The 13,884-nt window shown below is 67.6% G+C and carries 13 protein-coding genes; 4 read left to right on the top strand and 9 right to left on the bottom strand.

The features are described from left to right. Positions 1-212: 212 nt before the first annotated feature. Complete coding sequence (locus Q0V34_RS09495) at positions 213-2,285, top strand: hypothetical protein (protein ID WP_297511053.1); 2,073 nt, start codon at positions 213-215, stop codon at positions 2,283-2,285. A gap of 69 nt (positions 2,286-2,354) precedes the next feature. Here Q0V34_RS09495 and Q0V34_RS09500 read toward each other — a convergent pair whose 3' ends face one another. The 6 genes from Q0V34_RS09500 to Q0V34_RS09525 all read right to left on the bottom strand — a co-directional run bounded on the left by Q0V34_RS09500 (position 2,355) and on the right by Q0V34_RS09525 (position 10,048). Beyond that, positions 2,355-5,510 (bottom strand): CusA/CzcA family heavy metal efflux RND transporter, encoded by a 3,156-nt coding sequence (locus Q0V34_RS09500; RefSeq protein WP_297511055.1) that lies wholly within the window; start codon positions 5,508-5,510, stop codon positions 2,355-2,357. 11 nt (positions 5,511-5,521) lie between these two features. After that, on the bottom strand, positions 5,522-6,781 hold the full coding sequence (locus Q0V34_RS09505; RefSeq protein WP_297511057.1) for an HlyD family efflux transporter periplasmic adaptor subunit: 1,260 nt from the start codon (positions 6,779-6,781) through the stop codon (positions 5,522-5,524). After that, positions 6,778-8,043, bottom strand: coding sequence for a TolC family protein (locus Q0V34_RS09510; protein WP_297511059.1), 1,266 nt, complete (start codon positions 8,041-8,043; stop codon positions 6,778-6,780). The genes Q0V34_RS09505 and Q0V34_RS09510 overlap by 4 nt, the downstream gene beginning before the upstream one ends. Positions 8,044-8,088: 45 nt before the next feature. Next, on the bottom strand, positions 8,089-8,547 hold the full coding sequence (locus Q0V34_RS09515) for a hypothetical protein (protein WP_297511061.1): 459 nt from the start codon (positions 8,545-8,547) through the stop codon (positions 8,089-8,091). 76 nt (positions 8,548-8,623) lie between these two features. After that, the gene (locus Q0V34_RS09520; protein WP_297511063.1) at positions 8,624-9,763 is read right to left on the bottom strand and encodes a nickel/cobalt efflux transporter; all 1,140 of its coding nucleotides are present in this window, start codon (positions 9,761-9,763) and stop codon (positions 8,624-8,626) included. Positions 9,764-9,772: 9 nt separating this feature from the next. Continuing rightward, the gene (locus tag Q0V34_RS09525; RefSeq protein WP_297511065.1) at positions 9,773-10,048 is read right to left on the bottom strand and encodes a metal-sensing transcriptional repressor; all 276 of its coding nucleotides are present in this window, start codon (positions 10,046-10,048) and stop codon (positions 9,773-9,775) included. Positions 10,049-10,261: 213 nt separating this feature from the next. Between Q0V34_RS09525 and Q0V34_RS09530 the strand changes: the two genes are divergently transcribed. Continuing rightward, positions 10,262-10,795, top strand: coding sequence for a hypothetical protein (locus tag Q0V34_RS09530; protein WP_297511067.1), 534 nt, complete (start codon positions 10,262-10,264; stop codon positions 10,793-10,795). 14 nt (positions 10,796-10,809) lie between these two features. After that, the gene (locus Q0V34_RS09535) at positions 10,810-11,508 is read left to right on the top strand and encodes a superoxide dismutase (protein WP_297511069.1); all 699 of its coding nucleotides are present in this window, start codon (positions 10,810-10,812) and stop codon (positions 11,506-11,508) included. Between the two features lie 336 nt (positions 11,509-11,844). Here Q0V34_RS09535 and Q0V34_RS09540 read toward each other — a convergent pair whose 3' ends face one another. After that, positions 11,845-12,051 carry a hypothetical protein gene (locus Q0V34_RS09540; protein ID WP_297511071.1) on the bottom strand — a complete coding sequence of 69 codons (207 nt, stop codon included), beginning with the start codon at positions 12,049-12,051 and terminating at the stop codon, positions 11,845-11,847. Between the two features lie 100 nt (positions 12,052-12,151). On the opposite strand from Q0V34_RS09540, the gene Q0V34_RS09545 reads away from it, so the two are divergent. Then, a complete protein-coding gene (locus Q0V34_RS09545) occupies positions 12,152-12,433 on the top strand; it encodes a hypothetical protein (protein WP_297511074.1) in 282 nt (93 codons plus the stop codon). Here Q0V34_RS09545 and Q0V34_RS09550 read toward each other — a convergent pair. Both Q0V34_RS09550 and Q0V34_RS09555 read right to left on the bottom strand, forming a co-directional pair. Further along, complete coding sequence (locus tag Q0V34_RS09550; protein ID WP_297511076.1) at positions 12,430-12,957, bottom strand: SOS response-associated peptidase family protein; 528 nt, start codon at positions 12,955-12,957, stop codon at positions 12,430-12,432. The two genes, Q0V34_RS09545 and Q0V34_RS09550, sit on opposite strands and share 4 nt — an antisense overlap. A gap of 323 nt (positions 12,958-13,280) precedes the next feature. Further along, positions 13,281-13,884: IS110 family transposase (locus Q0V34_RS09555; protein WP_297511078.1), on the bottom strand; the 604-nt coding region annotated here is incomplete at its 5' end.

Genomic DNA, 13,884 nt, shown 5'->3' on the forward strand with positions numbered 1-13,884 from the left:
ATGACGATGAAGCCTGCACAGGAGCCCGCGCACGGCGCGTGGCGGGAGGCGGCGTCGAGCGGCCGGCGGCGCCCAGAGGCGCCCGCCAGGCGTCACGCCCGAGGGAGCGGCGAAAGCCGCGGGACCGAGCGTGACCGCCGGCCGCTCACGGTCCTGGGCGAAGCGGGCCGCGAAAGCGGACGGCGGGAGCCCGCCGGGCGGAGCCAGGGAAAATGCGCGTCTGGCGCGTCATGCGGCGGCGGACAAGGAGCTCCGCCTGTGACCTGAGTAAAATGAGCGTTGAATCAAGGACGCCGAAGCGCGCGTCGAAAAAGCCCGCCGCCCTCCAGCCAGAGGAAATCGCAAAACCTGAAAGGCGCAGATCCGGCTATCCGCCAAGGCCGATCGTCGCCCACCCCAAGCCGCTCTGGGAGGATTGGGAAGACACGCCCTCGTTCAGCGAAGCGCTTGATCTTCACATGCGCCGGCACGGCGACACTGGTTATGGCCTGCACCGCGCGGTCTGCCAGCGCGACGACCGGATCGATACGACGACCTTCACCGCCTGGCGGCGCGGCCAGAAGGCGCCGCGCGGGGCAACCAGCTTTCGGATCCTCGCGGCGCTGGAACGCCGCTGGAAGCTGCCAGCCGGGTACTTTCGGGAAAAGCTTCCCCATGCCGGCCGGATGGTCGCCAGCGCCGAGACCTTGCCGCTGCCGATGTCCGAGCGACGGCGGATGGCCTGGCACCTGCCCGACGACTTCGCGCAACTGCCCCTGACCAAGCGCGAGGAGATCATTGCCTGGGTTCGGTCGGTGATCCTGTCGGGCCACACCGACTATCGCCGCTATCAGTCCGAAGCCATGAAGCAGCGGTTCGCGCTGCAGTTTCCCACCACTGGCCTTGTCGGCGGCCTGTCGCCTGGCGCGTCGCTTGAAGAGCGCCTGGCGGATCGCGGCGAGCTGTGCGCAGGCCGGCCGCTCGGCGCGGCCGCCGCGCCGCCGGCGCTGGCCGAGGAGGCCGTCGACCTCCTGATCTTCAAGACCGCCACGCTGAGTTCCCGCGGTCGACGCCGCAACGGCATCTGGAACAGCGAGACCGCCGACCAGCGCATGGAACATCTTGGCCTCCTGATGGGAGCTCTGGCCGCCTGTCCGAACGGTCCCGTCCGCGGTTACGGCGCTCCCCTGGGCTCGATCAGCTTCGGGCTTCTGGCGTTCCCGGCGGTGTGGGACTGGTACCTTGGCTGGCGCGAAGGCCGGCGCGGATTCTACACCCGCTGGGAAGGCGAGATGCTGATCCTGGGCGCGTCGCTGAGCCGGCGCGAGACGGGATGGTTGAGACAGACCCGCGATCTCGCCGATCGCCTACGCCCGATCGAAGGCCTGGTCACAGCGAGCGACGTCAGGGCCGCCGCCGAGGATTGGGACGCCGTCTGCGACGTCCAGCACCAGCATGTGCTGCTTCGGGCCAAGGAGGTCGGGCGGGTCGCTCGTCTCCACCGCGACCCCTTCGAGGCGATCCTGCCGATCCTCGAGGCCGACAGTCCGGTCGGCGAGTACCGCAAGATCACTGAGGAGATCCTGCGGCGACGTCCGCACGCGCGTCTCTATCCAATCACGTCCGCCGAGGCGACACGCGCCTTTCTGATGCTGCGCCTGGGCCTTCACCTTGGTCTTCGGCAAAAGAACCTGCGGCAATTGCTGGTCTGCCCCAAGGATCAGCCCCCAACGTCAGAGCGGAAGCTCGAAGCCCTCAAACGGGGCGAGATGCGCTGGAATCCGCGCGATTTAGTCTGGGAGGTTCTGATCCCGGCAGCGGCCTTCAAGAACGCCGGATCATCGTACTTCCGCAAGAACCCGTTCCGGCTGGCCCTGCCCGATCTTGGCGGGCTCTACACGGAGATCGAGCGCTACCTCGCCATCGACCGGCCGGTCTTGCTCAAAGGTCGTTCTGATCCGGGCGTGCTGTTCGTCAAGACGATGAAGGCCAAGAGCAAGTCCGCGGCCTACGACCAGAATACCTTCTACGAGGCCTGGCGACTGACGATCCAACGCTACGGAATCTACAATCCCTATACCGGCCGCGGCGCAATCGAGGGCCTGCTGCCGCATGGGCCGCACAATGTCCGTGACGTGCTTGCCACCCACGTCCTCAAGCAGACTGGGTCTTACGAGCAGGCCAGCTACGCCATCCAGGACACCCCCGACACGATCGCCCAGCACTACGGACGCTTTCTGCCGCACGACAAGGCGGCCCTGGCGGCGCAGGTGCTCAATCGCGTTTGGGACCAGGCGCTGACGTGATGAAGCCGGCTGCAGAACGCCCGGCAAGGCGCCGGCAACCGCCGCGCCTTGCCCCCATTCATGCTCTCGCTACGCCTCCCCCGAAACCGCTTCATCGCTTCGAGACCGACGAGCGGCGTTCGCAAGCTTATAGAGCGCCGGCAAGACCAGCAGCGTGAGCACCGTCGAGGAGATGATCCCGCCGATGACGACGGTGGCCAGCGGACGCTGCACCTCGGCCCCAGCTCCGACATTGAAGGCCATCGGGACAAAGCCCAGGCTCGCCACCAATGCGGTCATCAGCACCGGCCTCAGGCGGGTCAGAGCGCCTTCGCGGATGGCGTGGTCGATGTCCGCGCCCTCCTGGCGAAGCGCGCGGATGAAGCTGACCATCACCACGCCGTTCAGCACCGCCACGCCCGAGAGGGCGATGAAGCCAACGCCAGCCGAGATCGACAGCGGCAAACCGCGCAGAAGCAGAGCCGCTACGCCGCCGGTCAGGGCCAAGGGCACGCCCGAGAAGACGATGGCCGCGTCCTTGACCGAGCGGAATAGCGCGTAGAGCAGGCCGAAGATCAGCAGCAACGCCGCGGGCACGACGAGCTGCAGCCGCTTGGCCGCCGAGATCAGCTGCTCGAAGGTGCCGCCATAGGTGATCCAGTAGCCGGTCGGCAGCTGGACCTCCGCGCCGACCTTCCGCTCGACCTCGGCGATGAACGAGCCCAGATCGCGACCCCGCACATTGGCGGTGACCACGACGCGGCGCTTGCCATCCTCGCGGCTGATCTGGTTGGGGCCGATGACCATCTCGATCCTGGCGACGTCCTGCAGCGGCACGAAGCCGCGCGGCTGGTCGATCGTCCCAGGCAGCGGGATCCTCAGGCGGCCGATGTCGTCGACCTTGCCGCGCACGGCTTCGGGCAGGCGAACCACGACGTCGAACCGGCGATCGCCCTCGAAGACCTGGCCCGTCACCGTCCCGCCGATCGCGGTGGCCACGACCGACTGGACGTCGTCGACATTGAGACCGAGCCGCGCCAAGGCCGCGCGGTCCGGCGTGATCTGCAGGACCGGAAGACCGGTCACCTGCTCGACGCCGACATCCTGAGCGCCTTCGACGCCCTCGACCACGCCGCCGATCTCTTTGCCGATTTCGAGCAACTGATCGAGATCATCGCCGAACACCTTCACCGCCACGTCCGCCCGCACGCCCGAGAGCAGCTCGTTGAACCGCATCTGGATCGGCTGGGTGAACTCGTAGTTGTTGCCCGGGACCTTGGCGACGACGGCCTGGAGTTCGGCCACGAGCTGGGCGCGGGGCTTCCTGGGATCGGGCCAGTCCTTGCGGTCCTTCAGCATGATGAAGGTGTCGGCGACCGACGGCGGCATGGGATCGGTGGCCACCTCGGCGGTGCCGATCTTTGCCACCACCCGATCGACCTCGGGCAAGGTCTTCACCTTGGCCTCCAGCGCCGTCTGCATGGCGATCGCCTGAGAGAGGCTGGTGCCGGGGATACGCAGGGCGTGCATGGCGATGTCGCCCTCGTCGAGATTGGGCACGAACTCCGAGCCCATCCGCGAGGCCGCCAGCGCCGCGATCGCCACGAGGACGACGGCGCCCGCCACGAAGACCACCCGCAAGCGCAGCGCCGTTTCAAGCGCCGGCGCGTAGAGTCGACGGGCGCCGCGCATGATCGGGCTTTCCTTCTCCTCGACCTTGCCGGTGACGAACAGCGCCACGGCGGCCGGGACGAAGGTCAGGGACAGCACCAAGGCCGCCGTCAGGGCGATGACCACGGTGATGGCCATCGGGTGGAACATCTTCCCCTCCACCCCGGTGAGGGCGAAGATCGGCACGTAGACCAGGGTGATGATCAGCACGCCGAACAGCGATGGCCGGATCACCTCGCTGGTCGCGCTGGCCACCAGGGCGAAGCGTTCATCGCGTGACAGCAATCGCCCATAACGATGTTGCGCCTCGCCAAGGCGGCGCAGGCAGTTCTCGACGATGATCACGGCGCCATCGACGATCAGGCCAAAGTCCAGCGCGCCCAGGCTCATCAGATTTCCAGAGACCTTGGACTGCACCATGCCGGTGATGGTCAGGAACATCGACAGCGGGATCACCGCCGCCGTGATCAGGGCCGCGCGGATGTTCCCCAGCAGCAGGAACAGCACGACGATGACCAGGATCGCGCCTTCGACCAAGTTCTTCTCGACCGTGGCGATGGCCCGATCGACGAGGTGTGTGCGGTCGTAGATCGGCTCGGCGGTGACGCCCGGCGGCAAGGCCTTGGCGGCCTCCTGCAAGCGCGCGGCGGTCGCCCGCGCAACCGTGCGGCTGTTCTCGCCCACCAGCATGAACACGGTGCCGAGCACGACCTCCTGGCCGTTCTCGGTCGCCGCGCCGGTGCGTAGCTCCTGGCCCAGGTCGACATCGGCGATATCGGCGACGCGGATCGGCGCGCCATTGCGGCTGGCCACGATCACGGCCTTGAGGTCGTCAATGCCAGTGGCCTGTCCCGGCACGCGGATCAGGTACTGCTCGCCATAGCGCTCGATATAGCCGGCGCCGACATTGGCGTTGTTCTTTTCCAGGGCCACGACCACGTCGGCCATGGTCAGGCCGTAGGCCGAAAGCCGGTCGGGCAGCGGCGTGACGTGGTACTGCCGCTCGTAGCCGCCGATAGTGTTGACCTCAGTGACGCCGGGCGTATTGCGCAGCTGCGGCCGGATGACCCAATCCTGCAGAGTGCGCAGGTCCTCGGGCGTCCAGGCCTTGCCGTCGGGTCGGCGCGCGCCCGGCTTGGCCTCGACCGTGTACATGAAGATCTCGCCAAGGCCCGTGGAGATCGGCCCCATCTCGGGATTGAGGCCAGCGGGCAGTTGGGCGCGGGCACTCTGCAACCGCTCGCCGACAAGCTGGCGGGCGAAGTAGATGTCTGTCCCGTCCTTGAAGACGACCGTCACTTGGCTGAGGCCGTAGCGCGAGACCGACCGGGTGTATTGCAGTCCCGGCAGGCCGGCGATGGCCGTCTCGACCGGGAAGGTGATCCGCTGTTCGGCCTCCAGAGGCGAGAACCCCGGCGCCTCGGTGTTGATCTGGACCTGGACATTGGTGATGTCCGGCGTGGCGTCGATGGGCAGGCGTTGGAAACTCCAGACACCGATGGCGGCCGACAGGGCCACCAGAGCCAGCACGATCCAGCGGAGCCGGATCGAAGCGGCGATGATGCGTTCGAGCATGGTCGCCCCCTCTAGTGATCGTGGCTCGCGCCGGACTTTTCGATGTCCGCGCGGATCAGGAAGGCGCCGTCGGTGACGTACTCGGAGCCGGGCTTGAGGCCCGAAAGCACCTCGGTCCATTCCGGCGTCTGGCGACCGAGCTCCAGCATCCGCACCTCGTAGGTGTCGCGCACCTTGACGAACACGACCTGGAAATCGCGGAAACGCTGGATCGCCTTGGTCCGCACCGCCAGCGGCGCGTTGGCCGCGCCGACCTGGAACGAGCCCTCGACGCCCATGCCGGGACGGAAGGCGCTGTCGGCCCCGCCGGGGAGATGGACGTGCGCGAGCAGGGTCTGGCTCGCCAGATCGGCGGTCGGCAGCACGGCCTCCACCTTGGCCTGGAGTTTGGTGTCACCCGAGAGACTACGCACCTCGACAGGCTGGCCGACGCGGACCTTCTCGGCGTCGCGCGGATAGACGAAGAACTCGGCGTGCAGCTTGGTCGGGTCGGCGATCACGAAGATCGCGCGGTCGCCGGTGACATCCCCGACATTGAGGTTCTTCTCGACGATGACGCCGCTGATCGGCGCGGGGATCGAGTAGGTCTGCAGGCTCTCACTGGACTCGACGCGGGCCAGCAACTGGCCCCTGCGAACGGTCTGCCCGAGTTCGCCGTGCAAGGTCACGATCCGTCCCGGATACCAGGCGCGGACCTCGCCCTTGCCCTCCGGCGTAATCTCGACCCGCCCGCCCATGTCGACCAGTTCGGCGATCGGCGCGGGACCGGCGATCTCGGTCCGGACGCCACCGGCCTTGGCCGCCGCCGACGAGATCGTCGTGCGCCCCTCGTAGGATTGATAGCCCCACCGGTGCGCCCGGCCCTGGTAGGTCGCGGCGACGGCCACGTCGAAGGAGTGCGGCTCATGCACCACGCCCGCGCCCCGCAGGTAGTCCTCGACAGGGGTGAAGGCGAATCGGTTCACCTCGCCATCAAGGCGCGACAGGGCGATGGATAGCTGGACGTCCTTCGGCGGGAGGGGCTTGTCCTTGCGGTAGGCGTAGACGTGGAACTCAGGCTCGACGCCGTCCTCGAAGATGGTGACCTCGATGGCGAAGTCGCCATCGCGAAGCATACGGCCGCGATGGGGGCCACGTTCATATTCAGGAGCCTTGGCGGCATGGCCTTCGGTTTCGGCGGGCTTGAGGCTTTCACCGCAGGCTGAGAGGAAGAGCGTCCCGGTCAAAGCCAGGACCAGGGGCGCGCCAAGGCGCGTTGGCGAGCGGGTCATCGGGCGGACTCCGTAGCGGGGACCAGGCTCGCGAAGGCGCCGGTCAGGCGATCGAGCTGAGCGCGGTCGAGTTGGAAGGATTTGAGGACGACAAGGCGGCGCGAACGGGCCTCGATCAGCGCCTTTTGAGCGTCCAGGACGTCGAGATAGGAAAAGCCGCCGCGATTGAAGCCGTCTCGGACCAGATCGACCGTGCGGGCGTTGGCCGGGACGATCTCGTCCGCCAGGCGGCGTGCCTCGCCGGCCTTCTGGGCCAGAGAAGCCTGGACCGCGGCGATCTTCCGCTCAAGCACCGCCTGGGCGCTCATGAGATCGAGGTCGGCCGCCGTCTGCGTTGCTCGCGCCTGGTCGATGGCGCCACGGTTGGTGTCATAGCGGCCAAGGGGGATCGAGCCCCCGACGATCGCGGCCACATCGCCGCCGTCGTTCAGGTAGCGCAGGCCCGCGCGCCAGGTGGGGTCCTGGACCGCCTTGCTCTCCTCGACGCGGACCTTGGCGGCGGCGACGCCACGCTGGGCCTCCAGCAGCGCCAGGTCCACCGGTGAGGCAGGGCCGGCGACCCGATCGGCGACCGAAAGGTCCTCAAGGCTCGACGGATCGATCTCGACCTCGCCGCCGCCCCAATAGGCGCTGAGCGCGCGACGGGCATTGGCGGCTCTGGCCTTGGCCTGCGACAGGGCGATCGCCGCCTCGGTGGCCTGCGCATCGGCGCGCGCGCCGGCGAACAGCGGATCGCGCGCGACCTTCACCCGGCGCGAGACCTCCGACCGCGCCCGTTCGGCCAGCGCCAGGCGGTCCGCGGCCAGACGCGCTTCGGCTTCGGCGGCGACCGCCTCGATCCAGGCGACCTCGACCTCATGCAGGAGGTCGAGCATCCGAACGTCGTCGCGAAGGCGCACCAAGGCGATATCGCCGCGCGCCAGGGCCGTGCGGGCGGCGCGCTTGCCGCCACGCTCCTGGCTCTGCTGGTAGTACAGGGTGGCCTGGGCGCGATCGACCAACGAATAGGAGCCGCTGCCCGCAAGGTCCTCGACCTCGACCCCGATGACGGGATTGGGCCGGACCGCAGCCTGGCGAACGCCGGCCTCGGCGGCTTGCAGTCGCGCGGCGAGCGCCGGGCGGGCGGGATCGGCCTTGGCCGCGCGGCTCAGCGCGTCGGACAGGCCAAGAGGTTCCGCCGAAGCGGAGAGCGGCGTCGCCAAGGCGAGCGCCGTGGCGAGCAGCCAGGGCCGGAGTGACCGGCCTTGGAAAAGGGCAGACATGAAAGGTCCTCGAACGTGCGAGCGCGGCGCTTCAGGCCGCGCGGATCAGGTGACGTGTGCGAGGGGAGCCTTGGGCGGACGATCCTGGGGCGGCGCGCCGATGCCCCGGCGAAGGTCATCTTCCAGGCCGAACGGCGATCGCGATGCGCTCCAGGCCAGGGGCAGCCCTGGCGCGCCCGTCAAGCCGTAGACCGACGGGCTATCGTGATGGTGATGATGGTGGGAGGCTGGCGCGCCGGCGTCGACCGAGGCGCTGTCATCGAGCGCCTGCGCTGTCGGTCCGGCCTCCTCATCGGTATGGCCAGCGTCATGATCGCCATCATGATCGTGGTCGGCTGTCTCGAGCACCGCGCCAGCGAAGGCGTTGGCCGCGTGACCATGGCCCATCGCGTGAAGCAGTCGGTCCACCGTGGCGATCGGCGCCTGGGCGACAAGCAGGGTCATCAGCATGACGGCGAAAGCCGACAGGCTTTTTCCAAACACCCTGTGCATGCGCGAGATCAACGAACGGCCCCTGATCGCCCGAAGCTGAGAACCATTCTCGCGCGGAACGCGGTGAACGGCAACGGCGTGGGCCAAGCTAAGCCAAAATGCCGCGAAGCGCCTGTAACGCGAGCGCCAGACCCACGACGGTGATCAGGGCCCCGGAAGCATAGGGCGCGCGCCGCGCGAAGGCGGTGAACGCGCCAGAGAACCGCTTCTCGGCATGGCGCACGCCCAGCGCCGCGACAACGCCGACCGAGACCATGGTCACGGCCAGGCCAATCGAGAAGCACAGCACCAGCGTCGCGCCCAGGGCGACCTGCTTGAGCTGCAAACACAGCAGCAGCACGGTGATCGCGGCCGGACACGGGATGAGCCCGCCCGTCAGGCCAAACAGGATGATCTGACCGGTCGTGACGTCACGGCCGGCGAAGCGGCGCTTGATGTCGTTGGCGTGGGCCCGCTCATGCGCGTCCTGGAAACCCGGTGAGGTCACGTCCAGGCCGTCGTGATCGTGGTGGTGATGGCCATCCTCGCTGTATTCCACGTCGAAGTCGTGGCTGTGGTGGCCATGCGAGATCGACAGCCGCGCGGAAAAGGCGTGCGGTTCGGGGATGTCGGTGGTCGACTCCAGGAAGCCATCCTTGGCCATGAACGCGAAGACCTGGGTGGCGCCATCCTCACGCGTCGTCGTGACCGTGACTTCCGTCGCGCGCGGCAGGTGGCCGGTACGCGCCGTCACGCGAAAGGCCGGTGGCTGACCATCCTCGAAGATGCTCAGTTCCACGACACCATAGCCGGTGTCGATCACGCGCGTCTCGTCGTGCCCATGGTCGTGCCCATCGTCGTGATCGTGATGATGGTGGTGGTCGTGCTCGCGATCCGAGGCCTGCTGCTCGCGCCAGGTTCGCCAGACCATCCACAGCGCCACGCCGATGATGATCACCGCCGAGGCCAGCTGGAACCACGGCTCGGCCGTCTCCAGGTTCAGATTGCGACCAAAGTAGAGGCCGGCCAGGCCGATCGCCCAGACTATGGCGGTATGGGAGAGCGTCGCCGAGAGGCCCAGCAGGATCGCTTGCCAGACCGTGCCGCGCACGGCGACGATGAACGCCGCCATCATCGTCTTGGAATGGCCCGGCTCCAGTCCGTGCAGCGCGCCGAGCAACAGGGCCGACGGGATGAACAGCCAGGCGTGGGCGGCGCCCTGGGCGAAGAGGTCGGCAAGCGAAGGCATGGGGCGCTCTTAGAGGTACTTGGTCAGGGTCTTGAGTTCGGCCACGGCCTTGACCGCGTCCTGCGGTTGGTCCTCGGCGGCGTGCGCCAGGCAATGGTCGATGTGGTCATGGATCAGCGTCTTCTTGGCCGCCGCCACCGCCTTCTCGATGGCGTGCAGCTGTTGGGCCAGCTCGACGCAGGAGCGGCCGCCTTCGATCATCTCGATGACCTTGCGCAGGTGTCCATTGGCGCGCTTGAGGCGGGCGATGATTTCGGGATGGGTGGCGTGAACGACGTGGGCCATGTCGCCCTCATATCCCCCGGGGGAGGATCTGGCGAGTCCTGTCCTGGTGGAGGGGATGTGCATTTCGCTGAGCGACGTTCCGCGAGGGCTTTGCGAGCCCCCGAAACTCCGTTAAGCCTGACGCACCGGGCCAACGCGGGCGCCCGGCGATAGACGGCTCGCCGTCCAAGGCCCGCTCCAGATCCGCCGCGCCGCGCGGGGGAAGGAGCGATGATGCGCCATGTTGCGGGGTTCTTGGTCGATCAATCCTCAGTCAGGCTGCTTAGTCGTCGCGGCCTGTTGGCCCTGTGCCTGATGTCGGCGCCTGGCGCTGCGCTCGCGACATGTTTGCCGACCAAGGTGCTTTTCGTCTGCCCGGCCGGAACGGTCAAAAGCGCCATCGCGCGCGAGGCTCTGAAGCGTCGAGCCAAGCGCGCGGCCCTGGCGGTCGAGGTGCGCTCGCGGGGCCTCGACATCGAAGATCATGTCTCGTCCGAACTGGCGCGACGCCTGGCGCTTGACGACCTGGACCCCAAGGCCGAGCCCGCTCTGCCCTTCTCCCCCGCCGATGTGGCCTGGGCCGATCTCGTCATCGCCTTCGACGAGGCGGCTTCGGCGCCCGGGTTATCAATGGCCCGCGCGTGGCGCACGCCCTCGTGGAACAGCGACTACGACCGCGCCAAGGCCGATCTCGACCAACGTCTCGACGCGCTGCTGGCCGAGCTGGCGCAAAGCCGCTGTCCGTCCAATCAAACCCCCATCCGTTGAGCAGGAGTTCTCCCATGACCGCGTTCCAAACCGATCGTCGTCAGGTTCTCGCCGGCGCCGCGCTCTCGGGCGTCCTCGCCGCCGCCGCGAGCGCGCCCGCCTTGGCGCAGGCCAAGGCCGCGCCGGGCTTCGCGCCCCAACCGCTGCCGTTCGATCCCAAGGCCATCACCGGCCTGTCCGAGAAGCTTCTCGTCAGCCATCACGACAACAACTATGTCGGCGCGGTGAAGCGCCTGGGCGCTATCGACGCTCAGCTCGCCGCGCTCGACCCGGCGGCCGCGCCAGGCTTTGAACTCAACGGTCTGAAGCGCGAGGAGCTGATCGCCTGGAATTCGATGATCCTGCATGAGCTCTATTTCGCGGGCCTGGGCGCTCCGACCAGGCCGGGCGTGGGTCTTGCGAACGCGATCGAGCGGGACTTCGGCAGCGACGCGCGCTGGCGCGCCGAGTTCGCGGCGATGGGCAAAGCCCTGGGTGGCGGCTCGGGCTGGGTGCTGCTGACCTGGAGCGCGCGTGACAAGCGCTTGGTCAACACCTGGGCGGCCGACCACACCATGACCCTGGCCGGTGGCACGCCCCTGCTGGCGCTCGACATGTACGAGCACGCCTATGCCATGGACTACGGCGCCAAGGCCGGCGCCTATGTCGACGCCTTCATGGCCACCATCAACTGGGCGCACGCCGATGCGCTGTTTAGGGGCTCGACTGTCTGAGGGCTCGGCAAGCTTCTGGCGCGATTGCGCCAGGTACTTCTGTTAGCGCGCCGGAGTTGCATGCCACGATTGAGAAGCTCGCGACGCCTCGGGTTTCGGTTAACCGGAGCCTCTCGCGTCTCGAGCACGATGGCCCGCCAGGCGCCCATTATACGCCCGGCCGCATATGCGCCGATTATACGTCGAAGCGTATAGGTCCAACGCTCAACGTTCGAGCGCCGCTGCAGGCGAGATCGTCCGCTTGTCAACGCGGCTTTACGACGACGCCACAAGCCAAAGCCAGCGCCAAACTCCAGGCGTTGTTGTGAGCGCCGCGCCGCAACGGCGATGGGGCAATCAGCCGACCGGCTTGGCCCCAGGCGTCCCGCACTTGGCGAACTTGCCCTTGGCGTCCTTGCACTTGGTCGGTTTGGCGGGCGCGGCCGCGGCCGGGCACTTGATGAACTTGCCCTTGGCATCGCGGCATGGCGCGGCGGCCAGGCTCGCGCCAGCGGATGAAAGGGCGATGGTCAGGGCGGCGGCCAGAACGAGGGTCTTGCGCATGGGGTCCTCCTTGCGACGACCTGGGGATGATCGGGCATTTCCTGTGACGCTTTCAAGGCGGCGCGGCCGGCGCCCCGCTCGAATCGCGTACTGCCCGCGCATGAACCGTGCTGAGATCGACGACATGCTGGACGCCATCGCCGCAGAGGCGGCGGAGGCTGGCGACGAAACCCTGAAGCCGGGCGCGATCACCTTTAATTCCGGAACCTGGGTGAAGATGTCCCTGGCCGACCTGCCGACCACCTGCGTGAACACGATCGTCGGCATTCGCTATCGCGGCGTGTCGGTGCTGATCAGCAGCCAGCGGGAGGACAAGGTCCTGAACCGGCGCGAAGACGACGGCGCTGGCGCGCCGTACCTGGACCTCGAGCCGCGCGCCTAGCCGAAGAGGTCGGGCGGCGGAAAGTCCCGCTCGACTGCCAGGGTTCCAGCGGGCGCGGCCCGCAGAATCTCAGCCTCTGGACGGGTCAGATCCAGCCAGTCGCGCCCTTGATCCCCGGTCAGAACCACGACCTGGCGGTCATGGTAGGTTGCGATATCCGGGCCCGGTTCGGTCGTCAGCATCGACCAGCAGCCTTGCTTGACCACCCCCGCGATCCAGAAGAGGGGGCTCTGCGGCATAGTGAACTTCCAGCGCGTCTTGCGCTTCTGGCCCGGCAGCGGGTCGGTGAACTCGTAGAAGGCGTCGGCCGGGATCAGCACCCGGTCACTATCGGCGAAGTGACGGCCGTCCGACCGGAAGTTGAAGACCGGCTTGCCGCCAGGCCCGGGCCAGGCCCACCTGGTCATCGAGACGACCGCCTGGCCTTCGACATGGCGGACGATCGGCGCGACCTCGGTCATCCGGATCTCCGGCCGCGGCTCGAAATTCGAGGCCTGGCCTTCCCAGACCACGGGCAGGCGCAACACCTTTTCCCAGAGGCTGAAGAGGTCGCCAGTCTTCAGGCTATAGAGGTTGCAGATGTGGACGGCCCCCCGCTTGCAGTGAACGCGCAGACTGTCTGACCTAACGCTTGCTATCAGATGTCCGGCCTGTTTGCGCGAGAAGCTCGCTGGCCAAGATGGTGTTCGCTACGCGCGCTCCAAACACATTGGCGACATCGGGATGCCAGTGCAATCTTCGGAATGTCGCGCGTACCGACCGATAGGTCGTTTCCATCTGTTCGTTCGTGCAAGTCTTCTGGGCGGTCCGGGTGCAGCCTCTTTGGCTTCCGGGCGCCGGTCTCAGATCAGGTCGGGTTCAGTGCTGCGGGCCGGGTGTAAACTCCGCCCGACACCATCAGCCGCCAAGCAATCCTGGCGAACTTGTTGGCCAACGCGACCGCGACTAGCTTGGGCGGCTTCCGCTCCATGAGCTTGGCCAGCCAGGGCGATGGCTTTGTATGCCCGAGGCGCACATGGCGCAGCAGCGCTGTGGCCCCGACGATCAGCGTTGACCGGATCGATGGATCTCCAGCCTTGGTGATCCCGCCGCGTCTTGATCGACCGCCTGTCGAATGGTCTCGCGGCGTGAGCCCCAGCCAGGCGGCGAAGTCGCGCCCGGAGCCGAAGGTCTCCGCCGGCGGCGCCTTCATGCTCAGCAACGTTGAGCCGATAGGGCCGACGCCGGGAATGGTGGCGATGCGCCGGCTCAGCTCGTCGGCGCGGTGCCACTTCATCAGCTTCGCGTCGATCTCCGCCAGGCGCGCCTCTACCGCGGCGTACTCCTTGGCTTGAAACTGGAAGAGCTCGCGCGCCAGCTCCGGCAGCGAGTCATCTTCGAGGACGCGCGCGATCAGGCCATTGACGTTCTGCCGGCCGGACGGGCCCACAATCCCGAACTCCGCCGCATAA

It is taken from the genome of uncultured Caulobacter sp. (assembly GCF_947036865.1).
Lineage (GTDB): Bacteria > Pseudomonadota > Alphaproteobacteria > Caulobacterales > Caulobacteraceae > Caulobacter.

Coding starts and splice junctions, on each gene's coding strand:
- Q0V34_RS09495 (WP_297511053.1), top strand. CDS start 213: ATGCGCGTCTGGCGCGTCATGCGGCGGCGGACAAGGAGCTCCGCCTGT.
- Q0V34_RS09500 (WP_297511055.1), bottom strand. CDS start 5,510: ATGCTCGAACGCATCATCGCCGCTTCGATCCGGCTCCGCTGGATCGTG.
- Q0V34_RS09505 (WP_297511057.1), bottom strand. CDS start 6,781: ATGACCCGCTCGCCAACGCGCCTTGGCGCGCCCCTGGTCCTGGCTTTG.
- Q0V34_RS09510 (WP_297511059.1), bottom strand. CDS start 8,043: ATGTCTGCCCTTTTCCAAGGCCGGTCACTCCGGCCCTGGCTGCTCGCC.
- Q0V34_RS09520 (WP_297511063.1), bottom strand. CDS start 9,763: ATGCCTTCGCTTGCCGACCTCTTCGCCCAGGGCGCCGCCCACGCCTGG.
- Q0V34_RS09525 (WP_297511065.1), bottom strand. CDS start 10,048: ATGGCCCACGTCGTTCACGCCACCCATCCCGAAATCATCGCCCGCCTC.
- Q0V34_RS09530 (WP_297511067.1), top strand. CDS start 10,262: ATGCGCCATGTTGCGGGGTTCTTGGTCGATCAATCCTCAGTCAGGCTG.
- Q0V34_RS09535 (WP_297511069.1), top strand. CDS start 10,810: ATGACCGCGTTCCAAACCGATCGTCGTCAGGTTCTCGCCGGCGCCGCG.
- Q0V34_RS09540 (WP_297511071.1), bottom strand. CDS start 12,051: ATGCGCAAGACCCTCGTTCTGGCCGCCGCCCTGACCATCGCCCTTTCA.
- Q0V34_RS09545 (WP_297511074.1), top strand. CDS start 12,152: ATGAACCGTGCTGAGATCGACGACATGCTGGACGCCATCGCCGCAGAG.